At 37.8% G+C, this 19,636-nt stretch carries 1 protein-coding gene; it reads right to left on the bottom strand.

From position 1 onward, the window contains the following. Positions 1–19,354: non-ribosomal peptide synthetase (locus tag CWATDRAFT_RS14255; RefSeq protein ID WP_198138986.1), on the bottom strand; the 19,354-nt coding region annotated here is incomplete at its 3' end. Between the last annotated feature and the right edge of the window lie 282 nt (positions 19,355–19,636).

The following is a 19,636-nucleotide window of genomic DNA, read 5'->3' as shown; positions in this document are numbered from 1 at the left end:
CTACTCCTCGGATAAAGTTCCGAACATACATCAATTGTTTCTGCTCTAATCTTTCTCGCAATTGAGGATTAAGTGAGCGATAAATTTTACGACAATCCACAATTGGAGTTTCGCCTCCTTGCTCTGCTGGGTGCATACAGAAAAACCAAATTTTCATCGGCCAAGTTTGTAAATGGGAGCTTTCATTGTGGAATAAAATAGATTTATCTGCTGGGTAAACAGTGGCTCCATAAACCTTTCCTTCGGAATTTTCACGAGGTAAATCTCCATATTCTCCAAATAAATTGGGACAGATAGCACTTGCGAAGTTTTCAAATTCAGTTGCTGAATCAATTTTAAAGTCTCTGAATAAAATTGCTCCATGTTCAAGTAATTTGCTTTCAATAAATTCTTTCTGATTTTTAGCCCATCCTGCTAGTTGAGTATCTTCGTGATCAGGTTCTATTACTAGGGGTAATAAGTTATCTGGGTCAAGCAAAGAGGTATTAACTAATTTTTTTGGAACATTGACTGCTTTGGGTTTAATCTTAGTTAACTTCATTAACCTGGCTTTTTTGTTTTTAGTCTGTGCTAATTTCATTTTGTCTTGTTCCTCTTTTGTTAGTATTTCTAAGGATTCAATACTGGTATTTGGTTGATTAACAATGTTATTAAGAAGGGTCTCAAATTGTGCTGAGAGGCGAGTCATTGTGGAAAGATCGAAAAGATCGCTGTTATATTGCCACATCCCTTTCAAACCTGTTTCTGTCTCTGAAACAAATAAAGCCATATCAAATTTACTTGTTTCTGTATCAACCATGAGAGGCGTAAATTTTAGACCAGAAACTTCTAATTGAGGTATGGGGGTATTATTAAGAACAAATAAGACTTGGAATAAAGGTGTACGGCTGAGATTCCTTTCTGGACGCACAGTTTCTACTAATTTGGTAAAGGGAAAGTCTTGGTTTGCATAAGCTCCCAAAGTCACCTCGCGTACCTGTTCTAGTAATTCTCGAAAAGTGGGATTACCAGAAAAATTAGCCCGTAAAACCAAAATATTGATAAAGAAACCGATTAATGATTCAACTTCTTTATAGTTACGATTAGCAACATCCGTTCCCACCAAAACATCTTTTTGTTTTTTATATTTGTAGAGTAATAGTTGCAACGTAGCCAGCAAAGTCATAAATAAAGTGACCCCTTCTTGACGACTTAAATGGGTAACCTTTTCAGATAATTCGGTAGATAGGCTAAACTCGCTAACTGCACCTCGAAATGTTTGAAGCTCAGGTCTGGGTTTATCTGTTGGGATATTAAAGCTATCAGGAACCCCACTCAGTTGTTGTCTCCAGTAAGCCAGTTGTTTGTCTAATTTTTCGGCTTGTAATGGTTGTCGTTGCCAAACAGCAAAGTCTGCATATTGGATGGGAAGTTCAGGTAATTGTACCGGCTTGTCATTGACCAAATTTTCGTAAAATGTTGCTAATTCTTTGACCAATACACCCATTGACCAAGCATCAGAGATGATGTGATGTATGTTAAGTAACAATACATTTTTTCTTTCCCCTAACTGTAATAGACTGATTCGTATTAATAAACCATCTGCTAAGTTAAAAGGTGTTTGAGCTTCTTCCAATGCCAGTTTCTGCACCTGTTCCGTTTGCTCATTAACATCTAAATTATGCAAGTCAATGGTTGTAATTTTGATGCTTTGTTCAGGCGCAATTATTTGTATGGGACCATTTTCTCCCATAGCAAAGGTAGTACGTAAAGATTCATGGCGACGGATAATTTCGTTAAAGCTTTGTTCTAAGACTGCAACATTAATAGAACCTTCAACTTCTATCGTACTGGACATATTATAAAATGGACTGTCTGGTTCTATTTGTGCCAAAAACCATAGTCTTTGTTGAGCAAAAGATAGGGGTAATTCTTGCTCACGAGAAACTCTTTCAATACTAACGACTTCAACCCCTACATCTGAATTAATTACTTTTTCTATTTCTTTTGCTAACTCAGCAATAGTAGGTTTTTCAAATAAATTACGCAGGGGAATATCTACGTTAAATACTTGTCGAATTTGGGACATAATACGAGTAGCAATTAAGGAATGTCCTCCTAATTCAAAGAAGTCATTATGAATCCCTACTGTTTCTATCCCCAATATTTCAGTCCAAATACCTGCTAATAACTCCTCTATAGGTGTTGAGGGAAGCACTATCTCATTTGATGATATTGGTGTTTTTTCAGGTACTGGTAATGCTTTACGATCAATCTTGCCATTGGGTGTTAGGGGTAATTTTTCTAACATGACAAAAGCACTGGGAATCATATAATTAGGCAGTTTTTCTCCTAAAAATTCCCTCAACTCACTGGGATTAACTGCTAACTCTTCTTGAGGAACAATATAAGCTACTAATCTTTTATCCCCTGCTATATCTTCCCTCGCTATTACCACGGCTTCTTTTACTGCTGTATATTGAGCTATTTGTGTTTCAATTTCTCCTAGCTCAATACGGAAACCTCGTATTTTAACTTGGTTGTCTATACGACCAAGATATTCTATCTCTCCATTGGGTAAATATCTGGCTAAGTCCCCAGTTCTATAGATCCGACTTTCTTCTTCACTAAAGGGGTTATAGATAAATTTTTCTTTATTTAACTCCCGACGCTGAAAATAGCCTCTTGCTAATCCCTCCCCACCAATACATAACTCTCCTACTACCCCTACTGGTACTAATTGACTTGATTGGTCTAGGATATATAGTTGTGTGTTGGCAATACCATTACCAATGCTTATCAGTTGACTATCTGTCTTAATCTCAGATACGGCTGACCAGATAGTGGTTTCTGTTGGACCGTACATATTCCATAATGATTCACATCTTTCCAATAATTCGCTGGCTAGTTGTGAGGGTAAGGTTTCACCTCCACAGAGAACTTTTAGTTGCTCATTCCCCTCCCAACCTGCTGCTATGAGTAGCTTCCAGGTGGCAGGTGTGGCTTGCATCACGGTGGTTTTTGAGTCTGTTAGTTTGGCTAATAACTGGGTTCCGTCTGCAACTATCTCCTGAGAAGCGACTATTAAACGTGCGCCAACTATCAAGGGTAAGAATAATTCTAAGGCGGCAATATCAAAGGAATAAGTGGTTACTGCTAACAAGGTATCTTTTGAGCTTAACCCTGGTTCTTCTTTCATGGAGAACAAAAAGTTACTTAAGGAACTGTGGGGAATTTGTACCCCTTTGGGTTGCCCTGTGGAACCTGATGTGTAGATGGTATAGGCTAAATTATCAGTTGTTAAGTTTGAAATAAGATTGTCTTGACTTTGTTGTTCAATATCGGGACTATTCTTCTCTATACAAACCAACTGCGCTGTGTTTTCTGGCATTGTATCCATAAGAGATGCTTGGGTTAGCAATACTGGGACTTGGGTTTCTTCTAGGATAAATTGGATTCTTTCTTGAGGATAATTAGGGTCTAATGGTAGATATGCTCCTCCTGCTTTAAGGATGGCTAATAGCCCAATCACCATTTCTAAAGAACGTTCTACACAAATTCCTACTAATACCTCTGGTTTTACTCCCAAAGAACGCAGATAATGAGCGAGTTGATTAGCTTTTCTATTCAGTTCGTGATAAGTTAATTTTTGGTCTTCAAATTCTACTGCTACTGCTAATGGTGTTTTTTCTACCTGAACTTCAAATAACTGATGAACGCATAAGGAAGAATATTCAACTTTTGTCTCATTCCATTCAGACAATAATTGATGTTGCTCTGGTTCACTAAGTAAAGGTAAGTCTGACAAACGCTGTTCGGGGTTAGCAACAATGGCTGACAATAATCTTTCTAAATGTCCCACCATTCTCGTAATTGTCTCTTCCTCAAATAAATCTGTATTGTATTCAAAACTACCCACTAAACCTGATTCTGTTTCTGTCATGTACAGACTTAAATCAAACTTAGCTGTCTGATGCTTATTTTCTAATGAGGTTAAAGTTACACCTGGTAATTCTAAGGCTGACATGGGTGCATTTTGAAGCACAAACATCACTTGAAAGAGTGGACTATGACTTAAATCCCTTTCTGGTTGTAGTCTTTCTACTAATAACTCAAAGGGTACATCTTGATGGCTGTATGCTCCTAATGTTACTTCTCTAACCTGTTCTAATAATTCAGAGAAACTGGGATTTTCTGCTAAGTTTGTTCTCAATACTAAGGTGTTGACAAAAAAGCCAATTAGCCCTTCTATTTCTCCTCGATTACGGTTAGCAATTGGGGAACCTACTACAACATCTTCTTGTGCCGTATAACGCCATAGCAGTGTTTGGAAACCTGCCAAGAGAGTCATAAATAAGGTGCTTCCCTTCTGCTGGCTCAATTTATTTAGAGCTAAAGAGAGTTCTTTTGATAACTCGAATGAATGGGTTGCACCATTAAAGGTTTGAATTGCAGGTCTTGGCTTATTTGTGGGTAATTCTAATAGTTTTGGTGTGTTTTCTAATTGTTTGAGCCAATAAGAAACTTGATTTTCTAGGACTTCTCCTTGTAACCATTCTCTTTGCCACGCTGCAAAGTCTACGTATTGTATTGGTAGTTCTTGGAGGGAAATGGGTTCTTGGTTACAGAAGTTCGTATAAAGTGTTCCTAGTTCTTTGATGAAGACACCCATTGACCAACCATCAGAGATGATGTGGTGCATGGTCACTAAGACTATATTTTCTTCTTCTCCAAGATGTAATAGTTTTATTCTGAGTAGAAGGTCTTTGCTAATATCAAAGGGTTTTTCTGCCTCTTTTGTAATCTCTTGTCTTACTTTTTCTTCTTGAGTTGAACCATTGAGAGAGCTAATATCTACTGTTGATAGATTTAAGGGTCTTTCAGGGGAAATTACTGCTACTGCTTGACCGTCTCTGGTTTGGAAATTGGTTCTCAGGTTTTCATGACGACGGACTATTTCGTTGAAGCTTTGTTCTAAGGCTTCTACATTTAATTGTCCTTGTAATTTAACTGCCCCAGAGATGTTGTAAAAGGGACTATCTGGTTCTAGTTCAGCTAAAAACCACAGTCTTTGTTGGGCAAAGGATAGGGGTAATTCTCTATTCCGAGAAACTCTTTCAATACTAACGAACTCAACCTCTACATCTGAATTGATTACTTTTTCAATTTCTTTGGCTAACTCAGCAATGGTCGGTTTTTCAAATAAACTACGTAAAGGAAGTTCTACGTTAAATACTTGTCGAATTTGGGAAACAACACGAGTAGCAATTAGGGAATGTCCTCCTAATTCAAAGAAATTGTTATGAACCCCTACTGTTTCTATGCCCAATATTTTTGACAAAATACCTGCCAATAATTCCTCAATTGGTGTTGAGGGGAGGACTATTTCTTCTGATAATATTTCTGTTTCTTGAGGTTCCGGTAATGCTTTGCGATCAATCTTGCCATTGGGTGTTAGGGGTAATTTTTCTAACATGACAAAAGCACTGGGAATCATGTAATTAGGCAGTTTTTCTCCTAAAAATTCCCTCAACTCACTGGGATTAACTGCTAACTCTTCTTGAGGAACAATATAAGCTACTAATCTTTTATCCCCTGCTATATCTTCCCTCGCTATTACCACGGCTTCTTTTACTGCTGTATATTGAGCTATTTGTGTTTCAATTTCTCCTAGCTCAATACGGAAACCTCGTATTTTAACTTGGTTGTCTATACGACCAAGATATTCTATCTCTCCATTGGGTAAATATCTGGCTAAGTCCCCAGTTCTATAGATCCGACTTTCTTCTTCACTAAAGGGGTTATAGATAAATTTTTCTTTATTTAACTCAGGACGCTCAAAATAGCCTCTTGCTAATCCCATCCCACCAATACATAACTCCCCTACTACTCCTACTGGTACTAATTGACTTGATTGGTCTAGGATATATAGTTGTGTGTTGGCAATACCATTACCAATGCTTATCAGTTGACTATCTGTCTTAATCTCAGATACGGCTGACCAGATAGTGGTTTCTGTTGGACCGTACATATTCCATAATGATTCACATCTTTCCAATAATTCGCTGGCTAGTTGTGAGGGTAAGGCTTCACCTCCACAGAGAACTTTTAGTTGCTCATTCCCCTGCCAATCTGCTGCTATGAGTAGCTTCCAGGTGGCAGGTGTGGCTTGCATCACGGTGGTTTTTGAGTCTGTCAGTGTGGCTAATAACTGGGTTCCGTCTGCAACTATCTCCTGAGAAGCGACTATTAAACGTGCGCCTACTACCAGGGGTAAGAATAGTTCCAAAGCAGCAATGTCAAAGGAGTAAGTTGTTACTGCTAATAAGGTATCTTTTGAGCTTAACCCTGGTTCTTCTTTCATGGAGAACAAAAAGTTACTTAATGCACTATGAGGAATTTGTACTCCTTTGGGTTTGCCTGTGGAACCTGATGTGTAGATGGTATAGGCTAAATTATCTGTAGTTACTTCAGAGGTGATGTTTTCCTGACTTTGCTGTTCAATATCGGGACTATCCTTATCGATACAAAGCACTTGCGCTCTGTGTTTCGGCATTGCATCCAGAAGAGATGCTTGGGTTAGCAATACTGGGACTTGGGTTTCTTCTAGGATAAATTGGATTCTTTCTTGAGGATAATTAGGGTCTAATGGGAGGTATGCTCCACCTGCTTTGAGGATGGCTAAGAGTCCAATCACCATTTCTAAAGAACGTTCGACACAAATTCCTACTAATACCTCTGGTTTTACTCCCAAACAACGCAGATAATGAGCGAGTTGATTAGCTTTGGTGTTTAGTTGCTGATAAGTTAATTTTTGGTCTTCAAACTCCACTGCTACTGCATCGGGTGTTTTTTCTACCTGGGCTTCAAATAGTTGATCAACGCATAAGAGAGAATATTCAACTTTTGTATCATTCCATTCCCACAATAATTGATGTCGCTCAGTTTCTGTTAATAAAGGTATTTCCCTTACTCGTTGTTGAGGATTTTTAACTATTGCTGAGAACATAGTCTCTAAATGTTCTGACATTCGCTCAATGGTCTCTGATTCAAAACGAACCGTATCGTAACTAACCCTAATCAATAACTGCTCTCCAGGTACGGCCATTACAGTTAAGGGATAATTAGTTTGTTCAAAAGACTGTATTTTGCTTATTTCTAATGCACTATCTTTTGTTAAAGAACGGCCTATGGGATAATTCTCAAACACCATAATCGTTTCAAACAGAGGCATTCCCCCAGGCACCTCACTTACAGCTTTAATATCAACTAGAGGTGTGTAAGCGTAATCCTGTGCTTGTGACATTAACTGTTGGATTTCTTCCAACCAAGGAATTAACTGCTGTTGGGGGGGGATTTGAATACGCAATGGTAAGGTATTGATGAACAATCCAACTCTCTTTTCTACCTCAGGCAAACTAGGGGGACGACCTGAAACCGTCACCCCAAAGACTATATCTTCTTCCCCACTGTAACCACTTAAGAGTAAACCCCAGACCCCTTGCATTATGGTGGATAAAGTCAGATGATATTTCTGGCTTAGAGCTTGTAATTCTCTGCTCAGTTGAGGAGACAAACGTAATTCAATTTCTTGATAATTTGATTTATTTAGTTGAGTCTGATACTGACTTTTTTCTACTACTAGAGGAGTGGGTGCAGTGAATCCTTGTAAGGTTTCTTGCCAAAACTGAGAAGCGGTTTCTTTATTTTGAAGTTTCAACCAATCAATATAATCTTCATAAGGACGCGGTCTTGGTAAGTTAAAATTTTTCCCTTGAATCTCAGCTTCATAGATACTTAAAACTTCTTTAAAGATAATTGGTAAACACCATCCATCCATGAGAATGTGGTGGCTACTCAGTACAAATTTGTAGTTATTTTCACTGAGTTCAATTAAGATACACTTCATCAAGGGGGCTTGGTTTAACTGGAATCCTTCGAGTCTTTGACTTGATAATAATTCGTCTAGTTGTTCTTGTTGTTTCTGTTGAGATAAACCTCTCCAATCCATGTTCTCCCAAGGTAGTTTCACTTGTTTAAGAACGATTTGTAATGGTTTTTCTACATCTTCGGCAACAAAGAATGTCCGTAATACCGAATGTCTATCTACCACTTTTTGCCAAGCTGATTCAAAGGCTAATAACTCGATATTACCTGTTAATCCCAATGCTATTTGCTGAAAATATACCCCACTTTCTGGTTCAGAAATTGTGTGGAATAACATTCCTTCTTGCATGGGAGATAAGGGATATACTGAAGAGATGTTTTTAGTTTTGAATCCAGCTAACAACTCATCGATTTGTAATTGATTCAACTGAGCAGAGGGGAAATCACTTGGTGTGTACCCAAAAGTTTCTTCTTGTTGACAATGTTCTATTATATTTTCGAGAGTCTTTAGATATTTTTTGGCTAACTTTTCAATAGTTTCCTGACTATGAAGATTCTTATTGTAAGTCCACTCTATCTGTAATTTTCCTTCTATTATCAAACTATTAATATCAAGAATGTGGTCACGATTCTGCTTTAAACTCTGATTAACTCCTTTTGGTTCTTTAGCAAATTTCCATCCAGTCTCTTCTCCTACTTGGTCAAATTGTCCTAAGTAATTAAAACTTATCTCCCCCTGGGGAATTGCTGCTATTTTTTCCTTTATATCAGGGGATTCACTCAAGTAACGCAAGATTCCGTAGCCCATTCCTCGATTGGGAATTTCTCTTAGTTGTTCTTTTATTGATTTAATAATTTCTCCTATTTGTATCTGTTCTGGTGTTTCCAATAGCACTGGGAATAAACTGGTAAACCAACCCACTGTTCTTGATAAGTCCACTTCCTCAAATAGTTCTTCTCTGCCATGTCCTTCTAAGTTTATTATTACGCTTGAGGAATTTGTCCATTCCCCCAATACTATTTTTAAGGCACTTAGTAGTATGTCATTAATCTGTGTATTGTAAGCTTCATTTACTTCTCCTAGTAATTTTCTGGTTGCTTCTACACTCAGTTTTCTCGATACTTGAACTACATCTCCTACTAGATTTTCTGGTTCTTTTTCTTCACAATCTAAGGGTATTACTCCAGTTTTTGTCCAATTTTTATATAGCCAATAGTCTAACTCTGCTTCTACTTCTTCAGTTTGTGCATACTTGTTTAATTCTTCTGCCCACTTGATAAATGCTATTGTTTTTTCTCTTAGTTTGGCTGGCTCTTGTGCTGTTAGTTTTTGTGATATTTCTTCTAGATCTGATAATAAAATTCGCCAACTCACTCCATCTACTACTAAGTGATGAATAATAATTAGCAACCGATTGTTATCTGCTTCTCCTAGATTGAATAGCACAACTTGCATTAATGGACCATTTCGCAAGTTTAGACTTCCTTGAAATTCTGTGGCTATTTCTGCTATTCTTTCCCCTTGATATTCTTTGGGGGTTGATGACAAATCTACTATCGTTAATAGGTTTGTTACTCCTAAACCTTCGTTTATTTGTTTATCTTCTAATGTTTCTCTGTTGAACCTTAACCGTAGGGCATCATGATGTTCTAATAATTTTTGAACCGATTTTTCTACAATTTCTGCTTCGATTTCCCCTGGAATTTCTAATATTACTGATTGGTTAAAATGATGAGCTTCTTTAGGATTTTTGTCTAAGAACCATTTTTGAATTGGTGTTAGAGGGGCTATTCCTGTTACTATCCCTTGTTCAGCGATGGTTTCTGTTTTTATCTTGGCTACTAGAGCTAATTCTGCTATGGTTTGATTTTCAAATATTTGTTTGCTTCTTATCTGTAAACCTGCATTTTTAGCTCGGGAAACTACTTTAATACTAAGTATTGAGTCTCCACCAATTTCAAAGAAGTTGTCGTGGATGCCCACTTTTTCCAGGAGCAAAACTTCTTGCCAAATTTTGACTAAGGTTTCCTCTATTTCTGTCTCTGGAGCTACATATTCCTTGCTTCGGCTGATTTCTTCTTGAGATTCTAATAATATTTTTCGGTCAACCTTTCCGTTAGGAGTTAGTGGTAGTGCTTCTAAGGTGACAAATGCACTGGGAATCATATAATTTGGTAATTTTGCTTTGAGAAATTGTCTTATTTCCTCAATTTTGATAGTTATTTCTGGTCTTATCACCAGGTAAGCTACTAAGCGTTTGTTCCCAGGTGTTTCCTCTTTAGGTATGACAACTGTTTCCAAAACTTCCGGATGAGAAGCTAATAAAGTTTCTATTTCCCCTAACTCAATGCGGAAACCTCGTATTTTAACTTGGTTGTCTATACGACCTAAATATTCAATATTGCCATCAGCAAGATAACGGACTAAATCTCCTGTTTTGTATAAACGGGGGGAGCTAAAGTCTTCACTAAATGGATTTTCAATAAATCTTTCTGCTGTTAATTCTGGCCGGTTTAGATAACCCCGTGCTAACTGCACACCCCCTAAATACAATTCTCCTGGTACACCCACCGGAACAGGTTGCAAATTAGCATCTAAAATGTATGTCTGAGTATTAGCTACTGGACGACCAATAGGTACACTTGATAGCTTACTGTCTACTTGGCACTGCCAGAAGGTGACATCAATAGCTGCTTCTGTTGGCCCATAAAGATTGTGTAATTCTGCTTTTAGAATGCTCAAAAACTTCTCTTGCAAGGCAACTGTTAATGCTTCTCCACTACAAAATACTTTTCTCAAACTACTACATGATTCCTCATCTGCTTCTTCGAGAAATATCTGCAACATCGAAGGCACAAAATGAAGGATTGTTATTTGTTTTTCTTTTATCAACTTGATGAGATAGGATGGGTCTTTATGTCCTTCTGTTTGAGCTACCACTAAACAAGCTCCTGTCATTAATGGCCACCAAAATTCCCAACCAGATACATCAAAACTAAAGGGAGTTTTTTGTAAAACTTTATCCCTGGAGGTTAGTTGATAAGTCTCTTCCATCCAAAGTAAACGATTAACTACTCCTTGATGAGTATTCATGGTTCCTTTTGGTTTTCCTGTGGAGCCTGAAGTATAAATAATGTAAATTAAATTATCCCTTGATAATCCACTAACGGGGTTATCTTTTCTCTCAATAGTCATCAATTCGGGGTCTGTATCTAAAGAGATAATACGCCCTTGATACTCGGGTAAGGTTGTTATTAAATGGTTTCGAGTTAATAAAATAGCAACCTTTGAATCTTCCAGGAGGTACTGAATACGCTCTGTGGGATAAGTTGGCTCTAGAGGAACATAGGCTCCACCTGCTTTGAGGATGCCTAAGAGTCCAATCACCATTTCCAAAGAACGTTCAATATAAATTCCTACTAATACTTCTGGTTTGACTCCTAAAGAACGCAAATAATGAGCGACTTGATTGGCTTTTTTATTAAGTTCTTGATAGGTTAATTTTTGCCCTTCAAACTCTACTGCTACTGCCTCGGGAGTCTTTTCTACCTGGGCTTCAAATAATTGATGAATACATTGATTTTGAGGATATTCAACTTTTGTTTGATTCCATTCCCACAATAATTGATGTCGCTCTGGTTCACTAAGCAAAGGTAAGTCTGACAAAGGCTGTTGTGGGTTAGCAACAATGGCTGACAATAATCTTTCTAAATGTCCCACCATTCTCGTAATTGTCTTTTCTTCAAATAAATCTGTATTGTATTCAAAGTTACCCACTAACCCTGATTCTGTTTCTGTCATATACAGACTTAAATCAAACTTAGCTGTCTGATGCTTATTTTCTAATGAGGTTAAAGTTACACCTGGTAATTCTAAGGCTGACATGGGTGCATTTTGAAGCACAAACATCACTTGAAAGAGTGGACTATGACTTAAATCCCTTTCTGGTTGTAGTCTTTCTACTAATAACTCAAAGGGTACATCTTGATGGCTGTATGCTCCTAATGTTACTTCTCTAACCTGTTCTAATAATTCAGAGAAACTGGGATTTTCTGCTAAGTTTGTTCTCAATACTAAGGTGTTGACAAAAAAGCCAATTAGCCCTTCTATTTCTCCTCGATTACGGTTAGCAATTGGGGAACCTACTACAACATCTTCTTGTGCCGTATAACGCCATAGCAGTGTTTGGAAACCTGCCAAGAGAGTCATAAATAAGGTGCTTCCCTTCTGCTGGCTCAATTTATTTAGAGCTAAAGAGAGTTCTTTTGATAACTCGAATGAATGGGTTGCACCATTAAAGGTTTGAATTGCAGGTCTTGGCTTATTTGTGGGTAATTCTAATAGTTTTGGTGTGTTTTCTAATTGTTTGAGCCAATAAGAAACTTGATTTTCTAGGACTTCTCCTTGTAACCATTCTCTTTGCCACGCTGCAAAGTCTACGTATTGTATTGGTAGTTCTTGGAGGGAAATGGGTTCTTGGTTACAGAAGTTCGTATAAAGTGTTCCTAGTTCTTTGATGAAGACACCCATTGACCAACCATCAGAGATGATGTGATGCATGGTCACTAAGACTATATTTTCTTCTTCTCCAAGATGTAATAGTTTTATTCTGAGTAGAAGGTCTTTGCTAATATCAAAGGGTTTTTCTGCCTCTTTTGTAATCTCTTGTCTTACTTTTTCTTCTTGAGTTGAACCATTGAGAGAGCTAATATCTACTGTTGATAGATTTAAGGGTCTTTCAGGGGAAATTACTGCTACTGCTTGACCGTCTCTGGTTTGGAAATTGGTTCTCAGGTTTTCATGACGACGGACTATTTCGTTGAAGCTTTGTTCTAAGGCTTCTACATTTAATTGTCCTTGTAATTTAACTGCCCCAGAGATGTTGTAAAAGGGACTATCTGGTTCTAGTTCAGCTAAAAACCACAGTCTTTGTTGGGCAAAGGATAGGGGTAATTCTCTATTCCGAGAAACTCTTTCAATACTAACGAACTCAACCTCTACATCTGAATTGATTACTTTTTCAATTTCTTTGGCTAACTCAGCAATGGTCGGTTTTTCAAATAAACTACGTAAAGGAAGTTCTACGTTAAATACTTGTCGAATTTGGGAAACAACACGAGTAGCAATTAAGGAATGTCCTCCTAATTCAAAGAAGTTATTATTAACTCCTACTGTTTCTATCCCCAATATTTCAGTCCAAATATCTGCTAATAATTCCTCAATTGGTGTCGAGGGGAGGACTATTTCTTCTGATAATATTTGTGTTTCTAAGGGGTCTGGTAATGCTTTCCTATTAATCTTACCATTGGGGGTTAAGGGTAGTGCTTCTAAAGTAACAAACGCACTGGGAACCATGTAATTTGGTAATTTGGAAAGGAGGAACTCAGGTAGTTGCGAAATCAGATTTCGATTCGACTCTTGCTGCAAAGGATTGTTAGCATAAGCACTCCATGGTTTAACAGCAGAATTAACTCCAAAGTTAGGAATTATCTTCTGTTGCCCCTGTTGGGATTCCTTCCGCACAAAAATGACATCATAGCAACTATTATCACCAAGAGATGACCAATTAATATGTACTGAATAAGGGAAATCCTTGTCTAAACCCCATAACTCTTCTGGTTCTATTCCAACAAGTTTTTGCTGTTGCAAGATATCACGCAATTGACCAACGGTTGCTTCTGCAATAGCTTGAGAAAGCTCTTTTTCCAAGGTTACTTCCTTGAGCAAACGAGCATTTGGTATATTTCTTACACCGATAATTTCTGGTTGCTCATCAACTAAAAGTTGCTTAATAGCGCCTAAATTTAAACCGTCTTGGTCATAGTTGAGCCATTGAGGGGTGACTGGATTCGACACTCCTTGGGCAACATGGAGTATTACATCATAACGGTACAAAGTAAGTTCATTATGATAATCACCTTGTTTTAGCTGTATTTCCACCTGTGTGATTTGGGGGAAATGCTCCCTTAACGCTAGGAAAAAGGCCGGGTCAATGACCAATTCTTTCTCTTGATTGAAAGAAGTTTTTATTTGCTTTCTGAATTCGTTAATGCTTAATGAATCTGAAGCTCTCTCAAAATTGATGGCTGTATGGAAAGTTTCTAATAAGGGTAAACTACGAACATCGCCGACAAATATGCGGCCTCCTTGTACCAAACTGTTAACTGCACCTTGTAAAACCTCTACTAAATAATCAATATTGGGAAAATACTGTACAACTGAGTTGATGATAACAGTATCAAAGCTACCTTCTTTTACATCCGTAAAATCATGAGCTAGTTTTTGTTGGAGACTGACATTAGCGAAACTCTCTCCTAATTTCTTAATTTGCCCCCCAACATAATCTAAAGCTGGTGCGCTCATATCAGCCCCATAATAACTCAAGCAACGAGGGGCAATCTGGAACAATAACATTCCTGAACCACAACCAATCTCTAAAACCTGTTTTGGTTGTAATGTTAAAATCCGCTTGACGGTGTTATCGGCCCATTGATACATCTGCTCAACGGGGATGTCCTCACCTGTATAGCTACTTTTCCAACCGATGGTGTTATAGGTGGGTTTTTCAATGGTTTCTGACTCCCCATCGCTCTGACCATATGTTTGTTGCCAAAGTTGTTGCCATTGGTCGATTTGTGATGATTCTAGTTCCTCGGTAGGTTGAGATTGATTTTTTCCGTCGCAAACTACATAGGCAATAAGGCGTTTATTCCCTGGACCATCTTCTCGGGGAATGACCACAGCTTGTTGAATTTGGGGATGACTATCAAGTGCTGTTTCAACTTCCCCTAATTCTATGCGGAAACCTCGTATCTTTACTTGATCGTCGATTCTTCCCACAAACTCAATATTTCCATCTGCTAAATATCTGGCTAAATCTCCTGTTTTATATAATTTTTCAGCAGAGTTCCAAGGGTTACTAATAAATTTTTCTGCTGTCAATTCAGGTCTGTTTAAATAGCCTCTGGCTAACCCATCTCCTCCTATGTGCAGTTCACCTGATACACCTATGGGTACTGGTTCTAAATTTTTGTCTAGAATGTAAACTTGTTGATTAGCAATAGGACGACCAATGGGAAGTTTTTCTAAGTCTTGTTGATATTCTCCGATTGTGGCACAAACTGTATCTTCTGTTGGACCATAACCATTAAACAAGTCTCTTCCTTCTTGCCATAAAGCTGCTAATGTTCCTGGACAAGCTTCTCCTGCTAGTATGATTGTTTTGACTTGGGTTAAATTTTCAGGAGACATTACGGTTAAGGCTGAAGGAGGTAATGTTATGTGTGTAATTCCATACTCATTCAGGGTTTTCTCCAGATTTTCTCCTGGCAATTTTTTGTCTTTGTCTGTGATGACTAATCTTGCTCCTGATAGCAATGCCATCACTATTTCCCAAGCACAAGCATCAAAACTAAAGGAGGCAAATTGAAATATTCGACTTGAAGAGTTGACTTTAAATCGTTCTCTTTGAACTTGGGCTAAGTTACAAACTCCTTGATGTTCAATCATGACACCTTTTGGCTTGCCTGTGGAACCAGAGGTATAAATTACATAGGCTAAATTCTCAGCATTTATCTCCTGATTGAGATTGATGTCACTTTTGGTGGCGATCTGTGACCAATCAGTATCTAGACTAATAATTTGACTATTATTCTCAGGTAATTTTTCTACTAATCTTTCTTGAGTCAATAAAATATTAACTTCTGAATCCGTTAGCATATATTCTATTCGTTCTTGTGGATAATCAGGGTCAATAGGAAGGTATGCTCCTCCTGCTTTTAAGATGCCTAATACCCCAATAATCATCTCCAGAGAACGTTCTACACATATTCCTACTAAGCTATCGGGCTTCACTCCCAACTTGATTAAATAATGGGCTAATTGATTGGCTTTTTTATTCAGTTCTTCATAAGTTAATTGTTGCTCTTCAAACACCACTGCTATACCATTTGGTTTTGTTTTAACTTGTTCTTCAAACAACTGATGAATACACTTATTTTGAGAATATTCAAGTTCTGTCTCATTCCATTCTACTAATAACTGATGACGTTCTGTGGCTCTTAGTAAGGGGATTTCAGAGACTTTTTGTTGAGGATTTTCTACTATGGCTGATAATAGGGTTTGAATATGCCCTGCCATTCTTGAGATTGTCTTTTCCTCAAATAAATCTGTATTATATTCAAATTGCCCTGCTATCCCTGACTCAGTTTCTGTCATGTATAAGATTAAATCACACCGAGCTATGCCACTATCATTCCGCAATACAGTTAACGTTGCATCCGGTAAATCTAAATCTGACATAGGGGTATTGAGAAGGGCAAATACCACCTGAAATAGTGGATTATGACTTAATTGTCGCTCTGGTTGCAGTCGCTCCACTAATAAGTCAAAGGGTACATCTTGATGGGCATACGCTCCCAGTGCTACCTCTCGTACCTGTTTTAATAGTTCTTCAAAGCTGGGATTTCCTGCGAGGTTCGTTCTTAATACTAGGCTATTGACAAAAAAGCCAATTAGCCCTTCTACTTCTGCTCGATTACGGTTAGCAATGGGGGAACCTACCACAATATCTTCTTGTGCCGTATAACGCCATAGTAAGGTTTGGAAACCTGCTAATAGGGTCATAAATAATGTGGTTCCCTGTTGCTCACTCAATTCATTTAGAGATGTAGACAGTTCTTTTGATAGGTTAAAGGAGTAGATTTTCCCACGATAGCTTTGAATAGCTTGCCTAGGGTTATCTGCTGGTAATTCCAATACTTCTGGCGCATTTTCTAGTTGCTTTAGCCAATAAGACATCTGATTTTCGAGGACTTCTCCTTGTAACCATTGTCTCTGCCAAGCGGCAAAATCTACATACTGTATTGGTAGTTCTTGAAGGGCAAGAGGCTCTTGATTATAAAAGTTAGTATAAAGTGTTGTTAACTCTTGTAGTAAGACACCAATTGACCAACCATCAGAGATGATATGATGCAGGGTCACAAGAATGAGATTTTCTTCTTGTTCAAGGCGTAATAATTTGACCCTCAACAAAGGGTCATTGCTGATGTCAAAAGGTTTTTCTGCCTCTTCTGCTGTTTCTTGTTTGACTTTTTCTTCTTGAGTTGAACCACTTAAAGAACTAACATCTACTATTGATAGTTTTATTGGTCTTTCAGAGGCAATTACGGCCACTGCTTTGCCATCTCTGGTCTGAAAATTGGTTCTGAGAGTTTCATGACGACGGATAATTTCGTTGAAGCTTTGTTCTAATACTTCCAAGTTCAAATGTCCTTGTATCCGAACCGTACCAGAAATGTTGTAGAAGGGATTATCTGGTTCTAGTTCTGCTAAAAACCAGATTCTTTTTTGAGCAAAGGATAACTGATAAAAATTACCATCTCGGTGAGTTGGAATGATTGCTCTTGATGCCTCTACAGGTGTATCAAGTTGAGCTAATATTTGATTACAAAGTGATTTAATATTTAATTCAGCAAAAAAGTCTTCTATGGGTATAGTGACTCCCATATCTTCCTCAATCTTGTTTTTAAATTCAAATACTTTTATAGAATCTAATCCTAAATTGGTTAATGGTGTGTTTAGATCAATATCTTGATCGGTTCTTCTCAGGATAGATAAAATAAGCGATCGCAAATAGATTTCTAATTCTGATTGAGATTGTTGCTTAGATAGTTCTAAAAGCTCTCTCCTTGTTAACTTCGTCTCTATGCCAACAACTTTCTCTGTCTCTAGAACACTATTAGCAACGATATCCAAAGTACCTTTTAAAAACATTTGACGGGTTGCCCTGCGTTGAATCTTTCCACTGGAGGTTTTTGGAATTCTCCCTGGTTTAATCAAGACTACGCTATAAACTTCGATTTCATGAAATTCTGTAACTGCTTGTCGGATAGCAATGAGGACTTCTTCCAGATTGGGTTTAGCTCGAAACTCTAATTCTTGGATAATAACTAATTTTTCTTCTTTATTTTCCTCAACTACAAAAGCTGCATTACTTCCCAAACGTAAAGCCTGATGACTGGTTTCTGCTGTGAGTTCAATATCTTGAGGGTAAAGATTACGTCCCCGAATAATAATTAAATCCTTCAACCTACCAGTAATAAATAGTTCACCTTCTTCGTCTAAAAAACCTAAATCTCCAGTTCGTAAAAAATAATCTTTTTCATTGTTTGTTAAACGAGCTTTAAATGTTTGTTCGGTCTCTTGTATTCGATTCCAATAACCTTGCGCAATACTTTGACCACGTACCCAAATTTCTCCAACAGAGTTAGGTTGACACTTAGTAAATGTTTCAAGATTGACTATAGCAATTTCTTGCCCAGGAATGCTTTCACCACAACTCACAAAATTCTGGGGAACATTTCTTATTGTGTCTGTCTTCTCAGGGATAAGTGATTTACCAGCATCATTTTCCTGTTTAGCTTCCACAATGCGATCTTCGGCTAAAGCGGATCTGTCGATACTTTTAGTTTTATAAGAGGGGTTGCCACTGTTGTTGTCTTCTCTGCTCTCCCTATTCTCTCCGGAAACAAGTAGAGTTGCTTCTGCCATACCATAACAAGGATAAAAAGCTTGAGAACTGAAACCACACTCAGCAAAGGTATCACTAAAACGTTGTAGTGTTTCAGATCGAATAGGTTCAGCCCCGTTGAAAGCCATTTGCCAACTTCGTAAGTCTAAGGAAGACCGTTGTTCGGCGGTAATTTTTTCACAACAGAGTTCATAAGCAAAATTGGGTCCACCGCTAGTAGTCTCACCATAACGGGAAATTGCCTGCAGCCAACGATAAGGGCGTTGCAAAAAAGCAGTTGGAGGCATCAAGACACAGGTGAAGCAGCCATAAATAGGTTGTAGTATCCCCCCAATTAATCCCATATCATGATAGATAGGCAGCCAAGATACAAGTTTACTTTCAGGAGAATATTTCATCCAACGATTGGTCATTGCTGCGTTATGCAGCATATTTCCATGACTAACCATTACTCCTTTCGGTGTTCCGGTCGAACCAGAGGTATATTGTAGAAAAGCAATTGTGTTTTCACTTAACTCTAATTCTTGCCAGGTATTTTGAATACTGTTATCCAGATTATCTGTGGTTAGCCACTGCAAACTATTCTGAGTTTCTGTATTAGAAAACCAAGATTTTATTTTTGATAGTAGAGTATTAGTTGTTAAAATAACTTTCGCTTCCGAATCAGCGACAATTGCCTCTATTCTGGATGTTTTTCTTTTACTTCCTGGGGGATATGCCGGGACAGCAATCACCCCTGCGTAGAGACAACCAAAAAAAGCAGCTAAATAATCAAATCCTGAAGGATAGAGTAGTAATGCTCTTTCCCCTTGTAAGCCGAATGCTTGTAATGTCGCGGCGATCGCTCTCGCCCTTTCATCTAACTGTCGGTAAGTCAGGGTTTCTGTCTCGGTTTCGCCATCTTCTAAAAATAAAAATGCTGTTTTATGAGGCTCGGAACAAGCTCTATGTTTCAAAAGTGCTATTAAAGTTGAGTATTTGTTTGTCATAAAACCCCTAGAATACATACTGATTTATAAATAATTAATGCGATATTTTTGGACTATTTATGCTTGTTTAAGGCATTTTTTTGACAATGATAACTAAATAATGTTCCTGTTTCTTAATAGACCACGTCCCACAAAAATTGATTATTCAGTGTAAAGAACAAACTTCAGTGAGTTCATATACAGATTATATGAACGTAGCTTTGTCTGATTGACGATGTTTTTTCGATGAATGTAATTTATCAGAGCTAG

The sequence above is a fragment of the Crocosphaera watsonii WH 8501 genome (genome assembly GCF_000167195.1).
In the GTDB taxonomy this organism is placed as follows: domain Bacteria; phylum Cyanobacteriota; class Cyanobacteriia; order Cyanobacteriales; family Microcystaceae; genus Crocosphaera; species Crocosphaera watsonii.
Note: the sequence above shows the minus strand (reverse complement) of the source record. Positions and strands in the feature narration are given on the sequence as shown.